This is a genomic window from Fructilactobacillus sp. X2R1C3 (genome assembly GCF_059901425.1).
On sequence record NZ_JBWXUW010000001.1, the window covers coordinates 213,204 to 235,393 of the forward strand.

The following is a 22,190-nucleotide window of genomic DNA, read 5'->3' on the forward strand; positions in this document are numbered from 1 at the left end:
TTAAATGGAGTTGCACTAATGCAACTCCATTTTGATTTTGATTGCTTTTACCATTCAATCAGTATATTATTAAATTGAATTATATAATTCTGGGGTGCCGAAAGGCTGAGATAATACCCATTGAACCTGATCAGGTTAAGACCTGCGAAGGGATCCGACTACACTACAAGTGTCATTTTTAATCATGTGTTGAAGTTCCCGGAGTAGATCCAGGAACTTTTTTTATTGGAGGAGATCACATGAAGATTTTAAGAGAATGGCATTTAAAGGACATTATTTTAGTTACATTAATTGGTGCTTTTTGTGGAGTGATTTTTTGGGGAACTTCGTTTCTTTATAATATTTTAGCTGCGGCACTTACACCATTTGGATTGCAGCCATTGGCAAACGAAGCCACCTTTGGATTATGGACGCTTGCTGGACCGTTAGCAGCTTTTATCATTCGCATCCCATTTTCCGCTACCCTTGGTGAGTTACTGGGAGCCTTCGTTGAGATGATCCTTGGCAGTCAGTGGGGAATTGCTGATTTGTTATCTGGATTAATTCAAGGGTTATCGTCTGAGTTAGGATTTGCTGTATTGGGATATAAACATTATGATTGGTTAGGAATCATAAGTACGACGATTACCACCACGGTAATTACTTTTGCTTGGGATATGATCAAGAGTGGATACGCAAATTATCACCTTGGATTTTTACTCCTACTGTTTCTAACCCGGCTTGTATCGGTCTTCTTATTCAGTGGAGTTCTGACTTACTTCATCAGTCGTTTACTAGAAAAGAGTCAGGTCTTAAGCAGATAGGTCGTACCCAATATTTAATTAGGGGATGACAAAATGTCTGATTATCGAATTGAAAGTGACACGCTTGGAGACGTTAAGGTGCCAAAGGATGCTTTGTGGGGTGCTCAAACCGAGCGCAGCCGGCATAATTTTCCGGTGGGACCCAAGTTACCAGTATTGGTGATTCGCGCTCTTATAAACATTAAAGCCAGTGCTTCCGAAGTGAGCGTCAAACAAGACACCATTGATCGAAAAAAAGGTGAGTTGATTGAGCAGGCTGCCCAAAAATTATTGAGTCTTTCTGATGATCAATTAATGCAAAACTTCCCGTTACACATTTACCAAACTGGATCGGGAACTCAGACTAACATGAACGTGAACGAGGTAATTGCCCACGTTGCTTCTCAAATCGATCCTGAGGTTAGTGTTTTGCCAAACGATGATGTTAATCATTCCCAGAGTTCAAATGATACGTTTCCAACGGCAATGAATATTGCAAGCTTAGTTGCCATCAATCAGCTGTTACCTGAATTGGAACACCTGATTGATGTTATGCATCAGTTACAGAAAAAGTATTGGGATGTGGTCAAGATTGGGCGCACTCATTTACAGGATGCGACTCCGATGACGTTTGGTCAGGAAGTGTCGGGATGGGCCAGTACCATCCAACACGACCTTGATTTTGTGAAGGACAATTCGAAGTCACTACTGGGTCTACCAATTGGTGGAACCGCTGTCGGAACGGGACTTAATACCACGGAAGACTTTGATAAGGAAATGGTACAAAGCTTGGGCGATAAGTATCACGAACCGTTTGAAGTTGAGAATAAATTTTATGGACTAGCTTCCCACTCTGCCATTACCATGACGCACGGGGCTGTCCGGACGCTTGCAACTGATCTGATGAAAATTGCTAATGACATTAAATTTCTGGCAAGTGGTCCACGGGCAGGTTACGGTGAGATTAAAATTCCTGCCAATGAACCCGGTTCGTCGATTATGCCTGGCAAGGTTAACCCGACCCAGGGGGAAGCCATGGATATGGTAGTAGCCCGCATCATGGGCAATGACACCACCATTGAAGTTGCTAACACGCAGGGAAACTTTGAAATGAACGTCTATAAACCAATTATCATATATTGTTTTCTTGATTCCGTTCAGTCACTTACTGGCATTTTAGGCCACTTTACGGACTTGATGGTCAAGGGGATTGAAGTCAACCAAGATCGCATGGAGGAGTTGGTTCACAATTCTTTAATGACGGTGACGGCATTGTCGCCACACATTGGCTATCATCGAGCAGCTGAGATTGCCAATGCCGCTTTAAAGGGAAAGACGAATCTCAGACAAGCGGCCATTGATTCCGGGTACGTTACTGGTGATAACTTTGATAAGTGGGTTGAGCCATTAAAAATGACTAATTATAAGCGTAAACAATAATCAGATTGTAAGTAAAAAAGAGTCCAGCAATTAACGTTTCCGTTATTACTGGACCCTTGCTTATTTAACTACTTTTTGGAATCACTGGAATCATTGTTGCTAGTATCAGAATCTTTTGAATTCTGAGGAGCACCATCAGCAGTACTGCCAGTTGATTGTGGATTGACGTTACCGTTTTTACTTCGTTTCATCATTTCCGCCATCAACATTCTGTATTGAGTACGGTAGGCATTATAAGCCTTCTGTGAGTCTTCCATGTTCGTTTGAGCGTCATGAAGACGAGTCCCTAACTGTTGATTAGTGTACCCTGATAAGTTCATCTGAACGTTTAAGGTGGCGTTGTAAGCATGGGTTAGATAATGGTACCCAGATAACGTCGCTTTAGAAATCGTGCTAGCAGCATGTTTAACCGTTGGCTGTTCACTGAAGTCGTCGATGCCGTTAACAATGGGGTCACTAATGTGTTTGTTCCAGTAGGAAATTAGTGGGCCGGCAAAGAAGGCAACGATGATTGATGCAAATCCAACGGGGCCACCAGCAAGGACAGCGGCAATTAGGAAGAGGATATCTTGAATCACACGTGCCGTCTTGTATTTGATGTGTAATCGGGATGATACAATTGGAGCAATGGCATCATAGGGGGCAACACCAAGATTAGGGGCCATGTAGATTGAACTACCAGCCGTAAATAAAATGAGTCCCAGGAAGGCGTTAGCAACGATTACGAAGAAGTTAATTCCTGACGGGAAGATTTGTTGGTAAAACTGAGTGAAGATTTGGATTTCAAATCCAACCAACACCATGTTCATGATGGTCCCAATTCCGATCATGTGACGGTCAAGGAACAAGACGAACACGAAAATTACCAAGTTAGCTAATAACTGGTACAAACCAAGTGACATATGCAGGTGGTTCGACATACCGATATTAACGGCAGTAAAAGGATCAAGACCTAAAATCTTGCTTGATCGAAGTAACGTGGCACCAAGTGATAACATGGTGATACCAACAAACGACATTAAAACTTTAAGTAATATATTAAATGTTTTACCGTACCAAGTCATTTGCGGTGCGGCAGCATTGCCTGATTGGGTAGAATTACTCATTGAATAGACTTCCTTCTTAATTTGATATTTGTATTATAACTTATTGCATACAGAATTGTAAGGGCTGGGCGTCACAAACCCATTGATATGGGCAATAAATTACAAGAGATGACTAATTTTGAAATATGTATTATAATTCTTGGTAACTTGAACTAATCATTTAAGTTGATTTTGTATTTGGAGGGATTGCTTATGAATATTAAAGTATTAAACAAGCAAGGCGCTCGACCAGTCAAAGACTGGCAACAGCGTGAAAATAACCTTTTTCGAGTTCATCAGCTAATGCACAATAAGAAACTTCAATTGAGTAAATCAGCCAGAGCAATGATTGCACCTATCTTGAAACCGTTAACTTAGTAAATTTTAGTAATTTAATTGCATGGTGCTGTGGTTTCAACTAAAATGCAATTGTCTAGGAAGTGAGTATAATGGTTGATTCAGATTTGAAACAACAGGTCAAAGATCTATTGGCTCGTAATAAAGAGCTTAAAAGTAAAATTCAAGCTTTGACAAGTGGTACTGACATTTCAGATAAGAGCACTAGTGAGTTGAAATCACAGGTGGTCCAGTTTCAAGACGAACTAAAAAATGCTCTAGATCGAGCTACTCAGTATGAAAATAAATATAATAAAATGAGTACTGAATATATGGAATTATCAAATCAGTATCATGAATTGCAAACGCAACTTGACTCGTTAAAAAATAAATAAGTGTGGGGAGAATTTCTTCACGCTTATTTATTTGCAAGTTAATCTCTCATGTTTATGGTCGAATGGTGAAAATATGGCGAAAAAAGAAACAGCCAAAAAGAGAATAATTGAAGGAATGTTTGAGATGCTCCAAACCAAGTCTTATCAAGAGATTACGGTGAAAGACATCTCCAAACACGTTGGGGTTTCCCGGATGACGTTTTATCGTAACTTCCATACCAAGGAAGATGTCATCGTTGGTCAATTCCAGGAGACCTTTTCAACCTTTATTAATCGTTTATTAGCGCAAAAGGTCTCGAATTTTAATGGTCTTGCTACGACTTTCTTTACGATTATTAAAGAGAATAAGCAGATGATGGATGCCATCGTTGATAATGATCTGTCTTATTTGTTACTGAAAATCTTAAAAAAATATATTACGAATTTGGTTGATGACGATATATTGGAGTTGCGGGCCAATTCATCGAAAATGCTAATTGCGTTGATTTCAGGAGGTTTAACTGAAGTTCTACTGACGTGGACAGAAGACGGGATGGAAGAACCCGTTGAAGAACTGGTCATCTTTGCGTCGAAGTACATGAACTTTAAGGTTAACTAACTTTTAATTTAAAAATATGTATAAAAAAGAGCTCTGCAATTGCAGAGCTCTTTTTGTTTGGCTAAAATTAGTCCATTGGAGTAACGTTAGCAGCTTGGGGACCACGGTCTCCTTCTTCAACGTCCAAAGTAACCTTTTCGCCTTCGTCAAGGGTCTTGAAACCATCCTTGTTGATAGCTGAGTAATGTACGAATACATCACCATCATCAGTAGTAATAAAACCATAACCCTTGTCAGCATTAAACCATTTAACAGTACCTTGTTTCATAATATGAAACCTCCTAGCGCATAGCGCAATAAATTTTTCAGTGTTGCTTAGTTTGAATCTTAAAAGGAAGTCATTTCATAATAATACAAAACAAGAAACCTTAGAAACTCGAAACCATTCACACATCTATTTAAATATAACATAAATTCTACCGATGTCAATATGATAGACTTAGATTAATCAATTAAAAGAAGATGAAAGTATGAAAACATTAATAATCGTTTCACACCCCAAGTTTCAGGACTCAATTACCCAGGAATTTTTAAAGACCAGTCAAGCCGATTTAACCGATGTCACTTGGCACTGCTTAGATGAAATATATGGAAGCGATCCAATTGACGTTCAAGCTGAACGTGACCTTCTAAATATGGCTGATCGGATCATTTTTCAGTTTCCACTTTACTGGTATAGTGCACCCTCATCGCTTAAAGCTTGGGAGGATGATGTCCTAAGTCGGGCTTACACGTACGCTAACGAAGATGGCCGTTTAAAGGGTAAGGAACTCGGAATCGTGACGAGTGTGGGTTATCCTCAGTCATCGTTTGCGGTGGGCGCTAGTCAATCTTTTAGTATTTCTCAAATTATGACGCCGTACGAAGCCCTTGCTAGACAAGCAGGCATGAAATTTATGACACCACTTGTGATTTCGCAATTTGGATACTTGTCGGATGATGAGAAAAAGAAGTTGCTGGTTGACTATCAGATGTATTTGACGGCTAAGTATCCCTTTAACTTTAACGAACGTGAGACGTGGATGGCTTTTCAACTAAAAAAGTTGGCAAAGGGGAGTATGAAGTCGCATCAAAAAGATTTGGATTTAATTATTAAAGAAGTGGAAACCAGTCAAGATAATTTAAATGACTTAAAGGAACAAATTAACCTAATTCGGAATCAGGAGGAAGACTAGTATGGATGATAATGAAGAATGGACCGTTGATAAGATTGATGAATTAATTAAGACCCAGACATCCTTTATTAATCGTTCACTGTTATATGGATGTAAACAGTTAGTTAAAGAACAAGCCGCAAGAAATGAACAGGCTGAAAATGAGATTGATGGAAGAAGTTGGAGTCCCGAGAAGTGGTAAGGATTCGCTCTCTTTGCTGGTATTGACAACAAAAGGGACTCGTCATTAAAGACGAGCCCCTGTGGGTAGTGTTTAATTGAAAAGCTCCGATTACGGGGCTTTTTTATTTATAATACTAAATTCGTTCGCTTCGGTCTGAAATAATGTATTGGTTTATTAAGGCTGCCAGAACCGAACCGACAAGTGGTGCTGTTAGATAAAGCCACAGTGACTTCAATGCTAGTCCACCAGCAAAAATAGCGGGGAACAGCGACCGGACGGGATTCATTGAAGCACCAGTTAACTTACCACCAACAATTACCAGAACAAAGATGGTAAAGCCGACGGCAATTGGTGACTGAATGGCATACATGTTCGTCCTAGAATGGTTTAATACTAGGATCACAATTAACAAAGTGGTGGTTAGTAGAACTTCGGTGAAGAAAGCAATTGGAGCGGAGATGTGGGGGAAGACCGTTCCACCCAAGTAATTGGTGCTAACTTCCTTGTTCCAACTCTCACCGGTCTTGTTAAGCAGTGAGACATACGTTAAAACGACACAAATTTCACCTAAAAGACCGCCGACAAGTTGACTAATTACATAAATAATCGCCTCTTTTCCGGGCATTCTTTTAGTTAGATACATGGTAAGGGTTACAGCTGGATTTAGGTGAGCTCCTGAAAGTGGTCCGGTTGCATAAACCAGAATGGATAATGTGAGCCCCCATCCAACCGATGGGCCTAATTGGTCAGCATATGGTCCACTGAAAATGATGAGGCCTGTTCCTAAATAGATTAATAATGCGGTTCCAACCAGTTCACCAAAGATTTTTAATTTCATTATTAGGTTCCTCTTTGAACTTCAGCTACGTCATTGATGATTTTAAGAAAGGTATCTGAAGATAATGAGGCTCTTCCAATCAACAGTCCGTCGATATTTGGTAATGAAAAAATAGCTTTGGCATTTTCTGGGGTGACTGCTCCACCGTATTGAATCCTGATCTTTTCGGCAGTGTCATTTCCGAAAATAATCTTAAGGGAGGTGCGAATCACCCGTGCTGCATGTTCAATCTCCGCTAATGAGGCTGTTTTGGCGGCACCAATGGACCACGATGGTTCGTATGCAATGACTAAATGTTCAGCATCCTTTCGGTTGATGCCGGCAAATGAAACGGCAATTTCGGTTAAGGGTGACATCTCCAGATCGTCAGGATTATAGGTTGAGGTATCCTCCGAGATTGCCACTACCGGAGTGAGGTGATTGCGAAAGCTGCCCATGATTTTTAATCCAATTGTACCGTTCGTTTCTTTAAACATCTTACGGCGTTCATAGTGACCAATGATGGAACCGTTGATTCCAAGGTCTGATAATGCAACCGGGGACGTTTCACCGGTGTACGGACCCTCGTCGGCCCAGTGCAAATTTTCGGCAAAGACTTCGATGGGTTCTTTTTGGGATTGAATGAATTGAACCATTTTATAAAGGTAGACGTTTTGAGCCGCAATCCCAACTTGAACGAGGTCTTTATCAGGCAACTTACCCTCTAATGATTTTAGAAAGTCTTCAATATCTTTGCTGGTTTTGTTCATTTTCCAATTTGCTAAAATAAGTGGGATTCGATTACTCATTAAGACTCGCCTCCTTTAGTTTCTTTAATTGAGACTGGTGGCGGATCTTAAAGTATTCCCGGGTCATATTTTCTTTCGTTGCACGATCCCAACCCAATTGGCGACTCATCTCATCGATGACCGGCATCTCGATTTGATTGGTCTTTTCGGAATCAAATAGGAGGTAGTTCGTTCTTCTAAGTAAGAAGTCGATCGGTCGGCTGATCATTTCGTGATCGATTGAGTAGTGGAGGACACTTGTTTCTGCCAAGGTTAAACCTGGTGCAGTGACGCCACTGGCAACGTAGTTAGCAATGAGGGGAGTGTTTGATCCAAACAGGTTGGCAATCGTCATGGCTTCCTTGGTGCTTAAGCCGCGGTTGACTAAAGTGGCGGCGTAACTTTTAATGTTGCCGTTAACGTCGTTTGAATCGAAGTGGCCACCAGAAATTTGGTAATTTTTAGAGTCAATCAATGAAACTGGTTGATCAAATTTTTGTTCCAGTTCTTTTTTAACAAGTTTCATCGTGTCTTCGCCCATTAGCCGGTAATCGGTTAATTTACCGCCAGAAACGTTGATGACACCGTCGACCAGTTTGATTTCAAATCCACGTGAGACACTTGAAGCGCTTTGGTCGTTTGAAACTACTGAATGAACGTAGTTGTTAATGTCGTTGTGGTCAATCTGTCGGTTAAAGTATTGATTGATTTTAGTGTCCAAGTGGTGCAGATCGTCGTCATTTAAGTTTTTGTGCGTGGTGTTCCCGTTATAATCACCGGATTCAATTAAGGGACGAATGCCAGCCCAGCTTGCTTCTATATCGTTAGTCGTTAAGTTAGCGTTTGGGAAGTGTTGGTTAACGGCCTTTAAGAGATAGTCAACATCCTTTTGATTAACGGTTGGGTTACTGTAATCACCATCGTAATCCGTATCCGTCGTTCCAAAGTAAGTTTTTCCAAATCTTGGAATGATAAAAATCATCCGACCATCGTCTAAGCCAGAGTCTAGGTAAACGGGAAGGGGAACCTTAAGTTTGCTTTGATCAACTACTAAGTGAACTCCCTTAGTGGGTCTGATTTTTTGCTTATGATCGTAATCAAACATTTTAACAATGCCATCGTACCAAGGCCCCGCCGCATTGATGACAATTTTGGATTTAATTGGAAATTCGGTGTTATCTTCTCTATCAATCACGTTTACGATCTTTTGGTTGTGATCATTTTCGATGTTGACTGCTTTAACGTGACTAACCGCGACGGTGCCATCACTGACTGCTTGTTTAATGTTTTCGATTGTGAGGCGCGCGTCGTTATTTTTGTAATCAAGATAGACTCCCATCCCAACTAAATGATTGTGGTTTAGGTTGGGTAATTTTTCCTCTGCATCCGCTTTTGAAAGCGTTTGGTGTGCAAATGGACTGTCTTTTGGAACGTTTGCTAAATGATCGTAAATGGCCATGGCGACTTCTGCGCTTAAAGGGGTGAAGGTGTCGTCTTTATTATCGTAAAGTGGCAGTAGCATTTTAGAAGGACGAGGGATGTGTGGAGCGATATGCTGGACAATGGCTCGTTCCTTCACAGTGTCGTTTACGACGTCGATATCAAAAGTCTTGAGGTATCGAATTCCGCCATGAACGAGTTTAGTCGAACGACTACTGGTTCCTTCAGCAAAGTCCTGCATGTCAATTAAAGCGGTTTTGAGGCCCGAAGCAGCGGCCTGAACGGCAATGCCTGCTCCAGTGATGCCACCACCAATGATTGTGACGTCAAAATCATTATTTTTAAGTTGATCAATATCTTGATTTCGGTTTTTATACGAAAAGTTATTCATTTTCATTCTCCTGAGGCTTAAATGATTCAGTTGCCTTAACTGCTTGTTTCCAGCCTGAATATAAGCTTTCTGCTTCATCTTTTTCCATGTTGGGATTGAAAATGGTTGGCTCAGGCTGAAGTTTTTTAAGTTCGTCAATACTCTTCCAGAATCCAATGGCTAGTCCGGCTAAATAGGCGGCACCGCGTCCGGTCATTTCAATGTCTTTTGATCGTACGACCGAGGTTTCTAGGAGATCTGATTGAAATTGCATTAAATAGTTATTTAACGATGCTCCACCATCAACGTGGAGATTGGTGACTGGCATATTAGTATCATTTACCATGGCACCCACAACGTCCCGACTTTGATAGGCAATGGACTGTAAAGTGGCCTTAACAAAGTCATTTTTGGTGGTTCCACGTGATAAGCCGAAGACTGCACCACGCGCGTCTGGATTCCAGTACGGAGCACCTAATCCAGTGAATGCTGGGACGACATAAACCTCATTGTGATTATTAGATTTGTTGGCGAGGTTTTCGGTATCGGGAGCCGTTTTAACTAACTGCATGCGATCCCTTAGCCACTGGATGGCGGACCCAGCAATAAACACGGATCCCTCCAAAGCGTAGGTAATTTGACCACCAATTCCGTAGCCAATCGTGGTTAATAAGCCGTTGTGTGAATATTTGGGCTTTTTCCCCGTGTTCATTACAATAAAGGAACCGGTGCCATAAGTGTTTTTAACGTCACCGGAATTAACCGCTAAGTGACCGAACAAAGCGGCCTGTTGATCGCCTGCAATCCCCGAGATGGGAACCGAAGCACCAAAAAAGTTTTCCGGAAGACTTTTACCAAAGACCCCTGATGAGTCTTTAACTTCTGGAAGCATGACTTTAGGAATATTGAGAATGTTCAGTAATTCGGGATCCCAGTCGAGATTTTCGATGTTATATAACATGGTTCGAGAAACGTTCGAATAATCGGTCGCGTGGACTTCGCCGCCAGTTAGTTTCCAAAGCAACCAACTGTCAATCGTGCCAAATAGAAGTTCACCATTTTCGGCTCGTTCCTGAGCACCAGAGACTTGATCCAAAATGTATCTGATTTTAGTGGCGGAAAAATACGCATCGATAATTAGACCGGTCTTCTTTTGCACCATGCTCTTATATCCGGCATCAATCATTGTTTTGGCTAGTGGGGCAGTTTGACGTGATTGCCACACGATGGCCTTGTGAATGGGCAATCCACTTTCTTTGTCCCAAATCACGGTGGTTTCTCGTTGGTTAGTAATTCCGATACTAGCGATCTCATTCGGATTAATCCGGCCCTTGATAATGGCGGTTGCCATCACGGCTTGGGCGGTTAACCAAATTTCGTTAGCATCTTGTTCTACCCACCCGGGTTCCGGAAAATACATGGTTAATTCTTTTTGATCGCTAGATACCACATTCGCGTTTTTATCGTAAATGATAGCGCGAACACTGGTGGTTCCTTCATCAATTACTAAAATATATTTTTTCATTTTGTCTATCACTTCTTACTTTCACAAATAAATCATATTTCACATAATTATTAAATGTGCCATTTTCCTAGGATTCGCATGATGGCAGCGTTCATAAATTAAAGAAAACGTTTTCTTTAACGGTTAGTATACTACCAATATTTAATTTCACAATAAAAACATCCTGGAGAATATCCGGCTTTGAGTAAGAAAATGAGTAATCACGTGGGTTAACGTTCGTTAAATTTTATTCATTTTATTGTATGTAGTTGATGAAATGGACTGATGAAATAAAAAAAGGATTCACATTTTTGTATAAATGTGAATCCAGATGAATTAATTATTTTGATAATTGGTATGAATTAAGCTTTGTTTTCTGATCCAAAGACTCTAATCCGGTCCAGGCACATGTTCTTAAGTGCGTCGGTTCCAGCCTTTAAGAAGATTCGTGGGTCATAATTTTTACCCTCGAGGTCTTTATCGGAGTGGACGTAGTCACGCATTGCTTGGTGGAAAGCTAATTGTCCCTCAGTATTGACGTTGATCTTAGAGATACCTAATTGAATGGCTTTTTTGATTTGGTCATCAGGAATCCCGGAACCACCATGGAGAACCAGTGGGATTTGTCTTCCAGTATTATCATAAAGAGCTTGGTCGATCTTTTTTAGATGATCAAAGTTGAGACCCTTCCAGTCTTTGGGATACTTACCGTGGATATTACCGATACCAACTGCCAGCATGTCGACCCCAGTCTCGGCCATTTTAACGGCTGAATCAACTGGTGCAATTTCACCATCAGCAATTACGCCGTCTTCTTCACCACCAATGGTTCCAACTTCAGCTTCGACACTAACGTCTTCTGCGTGTGCTAACTTAATTAGGGTCTTGGTTTTTTCAAGGTTTTCGTCTAACGGGAGGGCAGATCCATCGAACATGATTGAAGTGAACTTGATTCCAAGGGTTTTAATGGAGTCGTAGTAGTTTCCGTGATCGAGATGGATTGAGACGGGAACGGTGATGTTTAGTGCGTTGTGCATGTCCACAATCAAATCATAGGCCAATCTAAAACTGCCCATGTAGTTGGCTGCACCAGAAGTAACCTGCATAATGACCGGTGACTTGGCTTCTTCACATGCTTCTAAGATGGCTTTCGCCCATTCTAGGTTGTTGACGTTGAATGCCGGAACGGCATAGTGTTCTTTTCGAGCTTTGTCTAACATTTCAGTACTGTTTGTAATCATTTTATCTTCTCCCTTATTCCCAATTTTCTTTTTGAAACGTACTTACATTTCCGTGAACCATGTACTTTGGATCCTGATTATTAGCCTGATTGACGGCATCAATGAGCTGGTTAGTTTGATTGCCGTATTGGGCAATTTTAATCAAGAATGGAACTAGATCATCCTTCCAAGTCAATCGCTTATCAAATCCGTATTGGATCCACACACTGTTGGTTTTGGCGTCGTTCCAAGCACTGGCACCGTGATACGGACGATCATCGATCAGAATTCCGCCAACGTAGTGAACGAGACTTTTATCATGAGTCATTGTGATTTTTTTGTAAAAGGGACTTCCCTTTTCTTGACCAAAGTAACGTTGAATCCACGCTACCTTATCCTGCCAAGCACTTGGATTGCTCCATGGAGCAGTAGTGAGGATGTATAAATCATAGTATTTTTCTAGTTGATTAACGCTTTCAATCGCATTTTCGGTCGGATCAAGATCCTTAAAGATGCCAGGGATCCGATCAGGACGAGCTCCCGTCGGTAATGATTTTGCCCGTTGATTTAGAACAGGGATGGTATTAACTAACACGTTATCCATGTCTAAAAATAATTTTATTGGTTTGTTTGCCTTCATGAAACATAAGATTCCTTTCCTTTTTGATCAATAAATTAATAATCAAAATTATTTAAGCTTGGATAATTAGAACATACCACATTATGATTAATTTGCCTCAAATGAAAATTGAGTCCAATCCAAAAAAGACCCAAACTCATCCCTCAAATGATGAATTTGCGTCTTACAATTATTAATTATTAAATTATCTAGCCCAATGATTGATTGGACCATATTTATGACCAACTTGGATCTCGTCTTCGATTGCGCCATCAACATATTGTTTGGCTATCTTAATGGAATCGGCAACGGTGTGTCCCTTCGCTAGTTCAGCGGTAATGCCAGCTGAAAGGGTATCACCTGTTCCGTTTTTACGGTCGGTGGTGAAGTAGGGACCGTCGATATTAAAATGTTTGCCGTCTTCAAGTAAGACGTAGTCAGAAACCTTGGTCTGACTAGGGTCGTCATGGCGTCCCTTGACAATTACGTTACTAGCACCCATGTCCTGCATGGCTTGAGCTGATTTTGCCATGAAGTCAGGATCATCAACGTCTAAACCAGTCAACTTTTGCGCTTCAAAAAAGTTCGGCGTGAGGACGGTTGCCATGGGAACCAGTTGGTTTTTCATGGCGTCAAAAGCATCCTCTTCTAAAAGCATGGTACCAAATTTGGTGGTAATCACCGGATCAACCACCAGCGGACCAAAGTCATAGAGCTGATAATCTTTGACCACCGTGTTGATGATGTTAGCGTCTGATAGCATGCCGGTTTTAGCAGCTAAGATGTGGAAATCGTCACCTAGGTCTTTAAATTCTTGGTCAATAAAACTAGTCGGCATGTTAACACTATCGTGAATCCCATATGAATTACCTGATACACATGCCGTGATAATCGATGCTCCGTAGACCCGACGAGCGAAGAAAGTGTTTAAATCAGCTTGGACGCCAGCACTACCGTCGCTATCGCTTCCAGCAATCGTTACTGCTTGTGGATAATCTTTAGCCATTTTTTGCGTCTCCATTCTAGTTTGATTTGATTTTTACCTGTTCTATGTATTATAATACTAAGAGCTGATGTATTTAAGGAATTAGACTTAATTGGAAGGAGTTTTTCATCATGAGAATTTGTCATCCAAATGGTGTCCAAGGTCGTCGTCCGATCGACACTAAAAAACGTAAAGCAAAACAAAAAGAAGTAGCAGATTTACAAAAGTTTTTGAAGCAAAAACCTGCTAAATAATTGAACTAATTAACTTTTACTAGACGTCTGGTTATTGATTTATTTTGATAATTAGAGGTCTATTTTTTTGTGCTTTTTCTTTGATAACCATTGAGCAAGGTGTGATAATGATGGTGAAAATTATGGGAACGGGATGATAAAAATGGGAGTTGTAGGTTTCTAACCTAAAATGATTTTGGTAAATGAGTTTTTAATAAAGGAGACTGAAAATCATGACTGATGTAAAAATTCCCGACTATGACAAAAATAATATGCCTAAGACCACTAAAAGTGCGGTCCTAGAAAAAATGTTTGATATTGATATGAAGGACACTAAGTTAAAGAAGATGGGTCCAACCGATGTTTTGATTAAAGTTGTGGCAGTTGGAATCTGTGGTTCAGATGTTCACTACTATGACCAAGGTCACATTGGTGATTTTGTGGTTAAAAAGCCTTTAATCTTAGGACACGAAAGTTCTGGTGTGATTGTAGCGGTAGGTGATCAAGTGACCGACTTTAAACGTGGTGACCGGGTTGCGATGGAACCAGGTGTTCCCTGTGGTCACTGTGAGGCTTGTCGAACTGGTCACTATAATCTCTGTCCTAACATGCAATTCATGGCGACCCCACCAGTTGATGGTGATTTGACTCAATTCATCGTCTATCCGCAAGACTTTGTTTACCACATTCCGGAAAACGTTTCTTATGAAGAGGCGACTTTAAATGAGCCGTTATCAGTTGGTGTTCACGCTACTCAAAAATTGGGCGTTGACGTTGGTTCCACCATTTTGATTTCAGGGATGGGACCAGTTGGATTGCTAGCAATCTTAGCCGCCAAGGCTCATGGTGCTGACACCATCATTGTCAGTGATACCGAGCAACTTCGACTTGATACCGCTAAGAAGCTAGGCGCTACTCATGCCATTAACATTAAAAATGCGGATGTTTTAGATGAAGTTAAGACGATCACAAATGGTAAGGGCGTTGACTATGCCATTGACGCTTCGGGGTCAGTTCCAGGTGAACAAACTTCACTTCACGCGCTGCAGCGGGGCGGTAAAGTCGCCTACATTGGTGTTCCGACAACTGATCAAACGCCACTTGATGTTCCGTTTATGACTGATCACGAAACCACCATCATGGGGATCTTTAGATACTGTAACAACTACAAGACCGGATTAAAGATTTTAGCTAAAAACACCGATAAGGTTGATAACCTATTAACTAACTTCTATCCATTAGATGAAACGAAAGCGGCACTAGAAAAATCAAGAACGGATAAATCGAATTCTTTAAAGGTTATTATTTACCCTAACGAACAGCTGCGAAAATAGATTAGAGTTGAGTTCTGCGTTTATTTGGCGCAGGACTTTTTTTATTTAAAATAATTTGCTAAAACAGTAGACAAGTAATTCATAACTGTGTATACTTGTGAACAACAAATTAAGTAATTCATTATTGCTGTGTAGTTCAGTTGGTAGAAACGCTTCACTGTTAATGAAGATGTCGCTGGTTCGAGCCCAGCCACAGCAGCTACAAAAAAGCACCACTCATTTGATTGAGTGGTGCTTTTTTGTTTAGTACAATTATTTAATAAAAAAACCACAATCAAACTTGTGGTTTTTAATATTAATGCTTTTTACCTTTTTTAGCTTTTTTTGGTTTACTTTTTTTAGGTTTTGGCATTTGTCTAAGCTGATCTTTCATGCCTTCAATTTCTTTTGCATGCTCTTGTTTCCATTCTTTGAATGAGGATCCTGAATCAGAATCGGCTGGTTTAAGGCCGGTATCTAACCAGAATAATGCTTCTGATAGACTAGGGAAATTGTGCAACCAAAGCGTCTGACCATTCTCTGAATCGAAAGCAACGTATGAGCGGGAGCGCCGCTTTAAGAAAGTATGCTTTCTAATCTTAAACGCTTCCCTTTTTCTAGTTAAGAAGTAATCTGGTAAAATGTATTTACCGGGAGTCATTAACTTGGGAAAACGTTCATTTTTTTGAGCATGACGGTCCTTGAGCATTGCTAACGCTTGATCAACTGTAATTAATTTTGCAGCTATGTCGGCCATTGTATGAATCCCCTCCTGTATGTTATTTTCGCATAAATATTACAAAATGCAAAACGATATGATTAAATGTAATAATTAATTAAGATTTTAATTCAAATGGAGCTAAAATGGCAAAGAATAAGAAGTATTACGCGGTAAAGCGGGGGAGACACCCTGGAATTTATCCGACGTGGGAACTCACTAAAAAACAAGTTGATGGATTTCCGGGTGCAGAGTATAAAAGTTTTGCAACCAAAAAAGAAGCCGGCGCGTACTTATATGGTGAGCAAGTTAAAAATCATCCGGTGGAAAGTAAAGTAGACAAACGTCCCACCATCATTGTATTTACCGACGGTGGCTCCAGAAATCACGGTAACGTTGCTGGAGGGCACGTCAAATCAGACGATAAGGCGGCGTGGGCATACTTAATTGATGCTCCTACTGGTCAGCACGTTGATTCGGGTGGTGAGTATGGCGTAACTAATAATAGGATGGAGATCATGGCCCTTGTTGAGGCTTTGAAATGGTTGTTTGATCATCAGCTTAACGAACAGAGCGTTGGAGTTGTCAGCGATTCAAGGTACGTTTTAAACGCCATTACTAAGCACTGGATTGACGGATGGAAGAAGCGCGGATGGAAACGTAGTGGCGGAGAACTTAAAAACAAGGAACTCTGGCAACAGTTGGATGATTTATTGCATCAGTTTCCTAACATCCAATTTGGTTGGACGAAGGGTCATGCCACAAATAAAGGGAACGTCTTCGTGGACGAGAAATTGAATCAGACTATGGACAAAATGTAAATTTGCCTAATAATAAGGTTGAGACCTAAAAGGAGTGATTCAATGACGAGTGAAAGAGAAAAAATGACTAAGGGTGAACCCTATAATCAATTTGATAAAGAACTGATTAGCAGGAGGATCCTTTGTCGAAAGCAGTTACAGGAGGCTAATAATACCCCTAATAATGAGAAACGGAACCAATTGGTTCAAACCTTGTTAAAAAAGAGTGGACCAAGATTTTTTGTTGAGACCGGGATCGAATTTGATTATGGGTTCAATATTGATATTGGCGATAACTTCTACGCTAACTATGGATTGACGCTGCTTGATACGGCTCCGATCACATTTGGTAAAAATTGTTACATAGGCCCTAATTGTGGACTTTATACAAACGTTCACCCATTAAACGCTAAAAAGCGAATCGCGGACGTTGAGATGGCCGCTCCCATTACCATCGGTGATAATGCCTGGTTTGGCGGTCATGTCACCATTGTTCCCGGAGTAACACTCGGAAACAACGTGGTAGTTGGTGCTGGTGCCGTTGTTACTAAGTCATTTGGAGACGATGTGGTGCTAGTTGGTAATCCAGCTCAGGTATTAAAAAAGATTGATAATAATTAACGAATTTTACTTATTATCTTAGTTGTGTATAATGATAATGAAAGATAAGTAATTATCATTTGTGTGACCTTTACAACGCTATGCAAGTGTCTCTATGAGCACCATGCATAGCGTTTTTTGTTGTGAAAAAAAGCATTTGGAGGGATTTCTTTATTTTTAAAAAATTTAATATTGATAAATTCGTCTTTATTCCAACCTTATTAATTTTTGGAATTGGCTCGATCATTCTGATTATTGGTGGTTCCAAATTGCAGGGAATCCTAGCAGTTGCTTTGAATTGGATTACCAACCAAATGGGATGGGCCTATATGGTGGTCTACATAATTAACTTCCTTTTCTTTATGTGGTTAATATTTTCGAAGTACGGTGCTATCCGTTTGGGTGAGCCGCACTCAAAGCCAGAGTATAGTGACCTGCAGTGGGGAAGCATGGTCTTTGCAACTGCGATCGATGCCAGCATCTTGATGTTGAGTATGGTAGATCCACTTCGGTACTTGCAACATCCACCCTTTGGGGCCAAACCATTCTCACAGAATGCGTATAATTATGCGCACATGTTTGGTCAGTTTAACTGGGGACCCATGGCATGGATGATGTTTGCTCCAGCAACGATTGCCATTGCCTACATTTTGTTCGTTAAACATGGGAAGGTGCAACGGCTTAGTTCAGCCATTGATTTCATTCAGGGTGAGGCTAAGTGGAAGTATTACACTAGACAGTTAGTTGACTTTCTGGTTGTTTTTGGAATTATGGGTGGTGTTGGATCATCGGTTGGAATGGAAATTCCAATTATTTCCAACGTTTTAAGTCGTTTATTAGGAATTCCTGATAACCTGGAACTGAAAACGGCACTTTTTGCGGTGTTGTTTGTCATCTTTGCCTGGACCGTTTATAAGGGTTTAAATGGTGGAATTGACCGTTTGAGTGACGCTCATATCTGGACGGCAATTATCTTCTTAGCCTTCGTTTTGTTGGTTGGCCCCACCATTTATATCCTAAGTTCAGAAACTAACAGTTTAGGCCTTTTGGCCGATAAGTTTGTTTCCATGTCTACCAATACCATTCCTAATGGACCAGCCGACGTTGCCAAACAAGAGACCATTTTTTACTGGGGCTGGTGGTTGTCTTACATGCCGGTCATGGGGTTATTTATTGCCCGAATCTCCAGGGGTCGAACCATTCGTTCTACTTTGATTGGAATGCTTGGATACGGCTCCGTTGGATGTTTGAGCTTTTATGCCATCCTTGGTGGTTATTCGTTATGGTTACAGAAAACCGGCCAGATTAACCTTGTTCATATCTTGAACACGCAGGGGCAAGCGGCGGTTATTACCGCAGTTCTCTCCAATTTACCCTTTAAAATAATTGTGTTTATTGTTTACTGTGTTTCTTGTTTTATTTTTCTGGCGACGACCATTTCGTCTTCGGCCTTTATTGTTTCATCGTTCACGAGTCTTAGACTAAAGGAAGGTCAAGAACCAACTCAGTTTAATCGCATGACGTGGGTGGTTGTTTTCGTCTTATTCTCATTTGGACTGGTCGTTGTGGGTGGTTTTGGAACAATTCAAACTTTCTGTGCGATTGCTGGTTTCCCATTGATGTTTGTATGTATCATGATTTTGATATCGATTTATCACATGGTCAAAAATGATGAGGGAATTGTGCTTAAAAATAAAGCCATGGACAATTTAAGAATTAAGCAGAAAAAAGAAAAAATGCGCCGAATTCACGCTAAAAAAATGGTTAAAAGTATTGAAGACGCTCAAAACGGTAGTAGCGAACGCTCCTTACCTGATCCCAATAAAGAATAACGAATTGATGATAATCAGTAGTTTACTACTGATTATTTTTTTACCGAAAATCATGAAATTAATGATATGATATTACTGAAAGGAGATGAAAAAGATGGAAAAATTTGAACCGTTAACATTTGAAAGGATTTTACTGACCGTGGATCCGGATGACAGTAAGTCAACCCAGCGGGCTTTTCGTTATGCGGTAACGATGGCCATTAAATTCAATGCGTCACTTGGAATTTGCTCGGTGTTAGAAAATAATGATATTAATATTTATGATTCTTTAACACCAAGTAAAATCGAAGCAAAACGGAATCAGTTGCGAGAAGTTGTCGGAAATTATGCTGATGCCGCAACAAACGCCGGCGTTGATGATGTTACCCCAATCATTTCGGTTGGTGGAAGTATTGATGATGAGATCTTAGATGCCATCGCCCCTAGATTCAAAGCTGACCTTTTGATCTGTGGTGCCGATGCAACTGGTGAACACGGAAATCGGAGTGTTAGTGTTAAACTAGTTAAAAAGTCTAAGATTTCAACCATCATCATTCGTTAGTCGATTAGTCTTTAATAATAGGTAGGGTAGGTAAGTGTTTTGTCAGATAAGTTAAGAAATTTTTTTAATGAAGGTACCACCGATGAGATTACTAAAAAGATGCTTGGGACGTTACTAATTTATCATTCTCCAAAAGGACTGATGAGTGGGTACATCACCGAGGCAGAAGCCTACCTAGGGCAAAAAGATTCAGCAGCTCATGCCTATCAAGGAAAAAGAACGCCATCGAATGAGGCTTTGTATGGGGTGCCAGGGACGATTTATATCTACTCCATTCATGGTCGACTTTGTTTGGACGTTGCCGCTCAGGCTAAGGACGTGCCAGAGGGGATCTTGATTCGTGGAATCGAACCTTACCAAGGAATTGACCTGATGAAACAAAATCGTGAGAAAAATGGTTTTGAATTGACTAATGGTCCCGGAAAGTTGATGGATGCCTTGGGTATTTATAACAAGGATATGAACTTGATTGAGCTCGGTGACACCGCCCTTGACCTAGACATTGATCACGTCAAAGTTCCAAAAGAAGTAGTTGAGTCGGGACGAATTGGGGTTAGTGATCGAGGAACTTGGACGGATAAGCCGTATCGTTTCTATGTTAAAGGAAACCCATATGTGTCTAAGCTACCTAAGCGTGATATGGATTTGAAGACTTACGGATGGAAATAAGGAAGGGATGCTACTTTATGAAAGTGGCATCCCTTTAAAATTGTTTTATTTTTCGTGGTACAGGGTTTTTAAACCTTGGATATCGCTGAGCCCGATCTGATTAGGATCAAGTGAGTTATAGTAGGTGTCATTTGGGAACATGATACTTTCTTGAGCGTGATCGTGCTTAAGCCCCATTGCATGACCAAATTCGTGTTCGGTTGTTAGCAGTTGCTGTTTGTAAGTGTATTCCATGTTGCTCATTACCCGCGGATTGAGCGTGATTTTGGCACCTGACTGATAAGTGTGATTTTTAACGTTGACGGTTTTAGTAAGATTCAGAGTAACTCCGGCGTACCGATTACCCTTCCAGAATCCAGTGTTACTATTGGTGGTGCCGATGGTTGTCGGAACTTTGGTTTTGGAACGAACCCAAGTAAAAGCGTGGGTTTTATTCCAGTTTCTAGCGGCCTGTTCAATGATGGCTTGGTACGCTTTGGGGGTTCCTCTCCGAATGTAGTATTTGGCGGTGGGGTGTTCATAGCGAAAACCAATGTTCGGGTCAACTTTCTGATCGGCCTCAGTGGTTGAGTTTGTGAGAGAACTAAAAGCAATCAGTGAAACCAATAATGCCATTAAGGTTCCCGCAATTTTGATTGATTTTTTCATTTTTATCCCACCTTTCATCCCTGATTCAGTCTGAAACAAATCCATACTAGCATAGCGAAGCGGAATGGAGAACAAAAAAGAAATGGGTACGAAATTCTTAATGATTTCGTACCCATTTTCATTATCTTTATTTTTTGAACATGTATTTAGCGTCAGCAACGTGATCCTGAGAAGTGAGAATTTTAGGACCATCTTCAGTGATTGCTAAAGTGTGTTCGTATTGGGCTGAGTATGAGCCATCTTGGCTAACGTAGTAAGTCCAATCGTCTTTTTTATCATAGTCATCTTTGATTTTCCAAGTTCCAAGGTTAACCATTGGTTCAATGGTAATGGTCATGCCTGGTCTGAGACGCATTCCGTGACCGGCAACCCCATAAGCTGGAACAGCTGGATCTTCATGAATTGAAGGCTGGATACCGTGTCCAATTAACTCTCGAACATCACCCATGTGGTTTTCGTCTTCAACGTAGTGTTGAATGGCAGCCCCAATGTCTCCAATTCGATTACCAACTTGAGCTTGGTCAATTCCTAAGTAGAGGCCTTTTTCAGTAACTTCCATGAGTTTCTTGATCTTAGGTGAGACTTCACCAACCGCGTATGACCAGCAGGAGTCACTTTCAAAACCGTCTTTATTGACACACATGTCAACTTTGACAATGTCGCCTTCCTTTAACTTTAAACCCCGACGTGGGATTCCATGGGCAACCTCATTGTTGATCGAGATACAAGTGCCATAGTTATAACCATCAAAGCCTTTTTCTGATGGAGTAGCTCCGTGGTCGGTAATGTACTTGTCAGCGAATTCTTCAATCTCCCAAGTATCAACGCCCGGCTTAATGATTTTCTTCAAACCATTGTGGACACCAGCTAGCACCGCACCGGATTCTGCCATCTTTTCAATTTCACGATCTGATTTTAAAGTAATCAAGTGAATATCTCCTTTTATTAGTTGGATAAATTGTTTTTCTTCCATAATTAAAATTAAATAAAGCGTAAAAATAATTTTTAATTACCAAATTTAGTTAAAATCTCACACCTCTAATATATCACTACTGGGCCTATTATTTCTAATCATAAATTAACCGATGTCTTTGTGAAAGAACATCACATTTATTTTTA

The 22,190-nt window shown here is 40.6% G+C and carries 26 protein-coding genes, 1 tRNA gene and 1 riboswitch; of the genes, 15 read left to right on the forward strand and 12 right to left on the reverse strand.

The window, feature by feature from the left end; translation table 11 throughout:
- The first annotated feature begins 80 nt into the window (after positions 1-80).
- Positions 81-172, forward strand: a riboswitch (TPP riboswitch).
- A 67-nt stretch (positions 173-239) separates the two neighbouring features.
- Together AC6UDD_RS01030 and AC6UDD_RS01035 are read left to right on the forward strand one after the other, a co-directional pair.
- Complete coding sequence (locus AC6UDD_RS01030; RefSeq protein ID WP_500717678.1) at positions 240-803, forward strand: ECF transporter S component; 564 nt, start codon at positions 240-242, stop codon at positions 801-803.
- 33 nt (positions 804-836) lie between these two features.
- Positions 837-2,222, forward strand: a complete 1,386-nt coding sequence (locus AC6UDD_RS01035; protein ID WP_500717680.1) for a class II fumarate hydratase — start codon at positions 837-839, stop codon at positions 2,220-2,222.
- Positions 2,223-2,290: 68 nt separating this feature from the next.
- Here the strand turns inward: AC6UDD_RS01035 and AC6UDD_RS01040 are convergent, their stop codons facing one another.
- Positions 2,291-3,328, reverse strand: a complete 1,038-nt coding sequence (locus tag AC6UDD_RS01040; protein WP_500717682.1) for a YczE/YyaS/YitT family protein — start codon at positions 3,326-3,328, stop codon at positions 2,291-2,293.
- 192 nt (positions 3,329-3,520) lie between these two features.
- Between AC6UDD_RS01040 and AC6UDD_RS01045 the strand changes: the two genes are divergently transcribed.
- The 3 genes from AC6UDD_RS01045 to AC6UDD_RS01055 all read left to right on the forward strand — a co-directional run bounded on the left by AC6UDD_RS01045 (position 3,521) and on the right by AC6UDD_RS01055 (position 4,636).
- Positions 3,521-3,685: a hypothetical protein gene (locus AC6UDD_RS01045; RefSeq protein ID WP_500717684.1), complete on the forward strand. Its 165-nt coding sequence runs from the start codon at positions 3,521-3,523 to the stop codon at positions 3,683-3,685.
- A gap of 71 nt (positions 3,686-3,756) precedes the next feature.
- Positions 3,757-4,038, forward strand: coding sequence for a hypothetical protein (locus tag AC6UDD_RS01050; protein ID WP_500717686.1), 282 nt, complete (start codon positions 3,757-3,759; stop codon positions 4,036-4,038).
- 73 nt (positions 4,039-4,111) lie between these two features.
- Positions 4,112-4,636 carry a TetR/AcrR family transcriptional regulator gene (locus AC6UDD_RS01055; RefSeq protein WP_500717690.1) on the forward strand — a complete coding sequence of 175 codons (525 nt, stop codon included), beginning with the start codon at positions 4,112-4,114 and terminating at the stop codon, positions 4,634-4,636.
- A 67-nt stretch (positions 4,637-4,703) separates the two neighbouring features.
- Here the strand turns inward: AC6UDD_RS01055 and AC6UDD_RS01060 are convergent, their stop codons facing one another.
- Positions 4,704-4,904, reverse strand: a complete 201-nt coding sequence (locus AC6UDD_RS01060) for a cold-shock protein (protein ID WP_010022560.1) — start codon at positions 4,902-4,904, stop codon at positions 4,704-4,706.
- A 202-nt stretch (positions 4,905-5,106) separates the two neighbouring features.
- Between AC6UDD_RS01060 and AC6UDD_RS01065 the strand changes: the two genes are divergently transcribed.
- On the forward strand, positions 5,107-5,811 hold the full coding sequence (locus tag AC6UDD_RS01065; RefSeq protein ID WP_500717694.1) for an NAD(P)H-dependent oxidoreductase: 705 nt from the start codon (positions 5,107-5,109) through the stop codon (positions 5,809-5,811).
- 1 nt (position 5,812) lies between these two features.
- Entirely contained in the window at positions 5,813-5,992 is a 180-nt protein-coding gene (locus AC6UDD_RS01070; protein WP_500717696.1) for a hypothetical protein, read from the forward strand.
- 115 nt (positions 5,993-6,107) lie between these two features.
- Here the strand turns inward: AC6UDD_RS01070 and AC6UDD_RS01075 are convergent, their stop codons facing one another.
- From AC6UDD_RS01075 to thiD, 7 genes are all read right to left on the reverse strand, one after another.
- Positions 6,108-6,812 carry an MIP/aquaporin family protein gene (locus tag AC6UDD_RS01075; protein WP_500708078.1) on the reverse strand — a complete coding sequence of 235 codons (705 nt, stop codon included), beginning with the start codon at positions 6,810-6,812 and terminating at the stop codon, positions 6,108-6,110.
- Positions 6,813-6,814: 2 nt separating this feature from the next.
- On the reverse strand, positions 6,815-7,600 hold the full coding sequence (tpiA, locus tag AC6UDD_RS01080; protein WP_500717699.1) for a triose-phosphate isomerase: 786 nt from the start codon (positions 7,598-7,600) through the stop codon (positions 6,815-6,817).
- Positions 7,593-9,410, reverse strand: coding sequence for an FAD-dependent oxidoreductase (locus tag AC6UDD_RS01085; protein ID WP_500718091.1), 1,818 nt, complete (start codon positions 9,408-9,410; stop codon positions 7,593-7,595). The genes tpiA and AC6UDD_RS01085 overlap by 8 nt, the downstream gene beginning before the upstream one ends.
- Complete coding sequence (gene glpK / locus AC6UDD_RS01090) at positions 9,403-10,914, reverse strand: glycerol kinase GlpK (protein WP_500717702.1); 1,512 nt, start codon at positions 10,912-10,914, stop codon at positions 9,403-9,405. Before glpK ends, AC6UDD_RS01085 begins: the two co-directional genes overlap by 8 nt.
- A 341-nt stretch (positions 10,915-11,255) precedes the next feature.
- On the reverse strand, positions 11,256-12,134 hold the full coding sequence (gene fba, locus AC6UDD_RS01095) for a class II fructose-1,6-bisphosphate aldolase (protein ID WP_500717705.1): 879 nt from the start codon (positions 12,132-12,134) through the stop codon (positions 11,256-11,258).
- 13 nt (positions 12,135-12,147) lie between these two features.
- Positions 12,148-12,717, reverse strand: a complete 570-nt coding sequence (locus tag AC6UDD_RS01100; protein WP_500717708.1) for a 5' nucleotidase, NT5C type — start codon at positions 12,715-12,717, stop codon at positions 12,148-12,150.
- Positions 12,718-12,937: 220 nt separating this feature from the next.
- Positions 12,938-13,738, reverse strand: a complete 801-nt coding sequence (thiD, locus tag AC6UDD_RS01105) for a bifunctional hydroxymethylpyrimidine kinase/phosphomethylpyrimidine kinase (RefSeq protein WP_500717710.1) — start codon at positions 13,736-13,738, stop codon at positions 12,938-12,940.
- 110 nt (positions 13,739-13,848) lie between these two features.
- Here thiD and AC6UDD_RS01110 point away from each other — a divergent pair, with 110 nt between their 5' ends.
- The 3 genes from AC6UDD_RS01110 (at position 13,849) to AC6UDD_RS01120 (ending at position 15,483) form a co-directional block, all read left to right on the forward strand.
- Positions 13,849-13,971, forward strand: a complete 123-nt coding sequence (locus AC6UDD_RS01110; protein ID WP_010022570.1) for a hypothetical protein — start codon at positions 13,849-13,851, stop codon at positions 13,969-13,971.
- A gap of 212 nt (positions 13,972-14,183) precedes the next feature.
- On the forward strand, positions 14,184-15,284 hold the full coding sequence (locus AC6UDD_RS01115; protein WP_500717712.1) for an NAD(P)-dependent alcohol dehydrogenase: 1,101 nt from the start codon (positions 14,184-14,186) through the stop codon (positions 15,282-15,284).
- A 125-nt stretch (positions 15,285-15,409) separates the two neighbouring features.
- Positions 15,410-15,483, forward strand: a tRNA-Asn gene (locus tag AC6UDD_RS01120).
- A 96-nt stretch (positions 15,484-15,579) separates the two neighbouring features.
- Here the strand turns inward: AC6UDD_RS01120 and AC6UDD_RS01125 are convergent.
- The gene (locus tag AC6UDD_RS01125; protein WP_500693453.1) at positions 15,580-16,020 is read right to left on the reverse strand and encodes a hypothetical protein; all 441 of its coding nucleotides are present in this window, start codon (positions 16,018-16,020) and stop codon (positions 15,580-15,582) included.
- A 107-nt stretch (positions 16,021-16,127) separates the two neighbouring features.
- On the opposite strand from AC6UDD_RS01125, the gene AC6UDD_RS01130 reads away from it, so the two are divergent.
- From AC6UDD_RS01130 to AC6UDD_RS01150, 5 genes are all read left to right on the forward strand, one after another.
- Complete coding sequence (locus tag AC6UDD_RS01130; protein WP_500717715.1) at positions 16,128-16,802, forward strand: ribonuclease H family protein; 675 nt, start codon at positions 16,128-16,130, stop codon at positions 16,800-16,802.
- A 42-nt stretch (positions 16,803-16,844) separates the two neighbouring features.
- Complete coding sequence (locus tag AC6UDD_RS01135; protein ID WP_500717717.1) at positions 16,845-17,402, forward strand: sugar O-acetyltransferase; 558 nt, start codon at positions 16,845-16,847, stop codon at positions 17,400-17,402.
- 188 nt (positions 17,403-17,590) lie between these two features.
- Positions 17,591-19,213 (forward strand): BCCT family transporter, encoded by a 1,623-nt coding sequence (locus tag AC6UDD_RS01140; protein ID WP_500718094.1) that lies wholly within the window; start codon positions 17,591-17,593, stop codon positions 19,211-19,213.
- A gap of 94 nt (positions 19,214-19,307) precedes the next feature.
- On the forward strand, positions 19,308-19,754 hold the full coding sequence (locus AC6UDD_RS01145) for a universal stress protein (protein WP_500717719.1): 447 nt from the start codon (positions 19,308-19,310) through the stop codon (positions 19,752-19,754).
- Positions 19,755-19,793: 39 nt separating this feature from the next.
- Entirely contained in the window at positions 19,794-20,423 is a 630-nt protein-coding gene (locus tag AC6UDD_RS01150; RefSeq protein WP_500717721.1) for a DNA-3-methyladenine glycosylase, read from the forward strand.
- A gap of 45 nt (positions 20,424-20,468) precedes the next feature.
- Here the strand turns inward: AC6UDD_RS01150 and AC6UDD_RS01155 are convergent, their stop codons facing one another.
- Positions 20,469-21,071: a matrixin family metalloprotease gene (locus tag AC6UDD_RS01155; RefSeq protein WP_500717724.1), complete on the reverse strand. Its 603-nt coding sequence runs from the start codon at positions 21,069-21,071 to the stop codon at positions 20,469-20,471.
- Positions 21,072-21,198: 127 nt separating this feature from the next.
- Positions 21,199-21,999 carry a type I methionyl aminopeptidase gene (map, locus tag AC6UDD_RS01160; protein ID WP_500717726.1) on the reverse strand — a complete coding sequence of 267 codons (801 nt, stop codon included), beginning with the start codon at positions 21,997-21,999 and terminating at the stop codon, positions 21,199-21,201.
- Between the last annotated feature and the right edge of the window lie 191 nt (positions 22,000-22,190).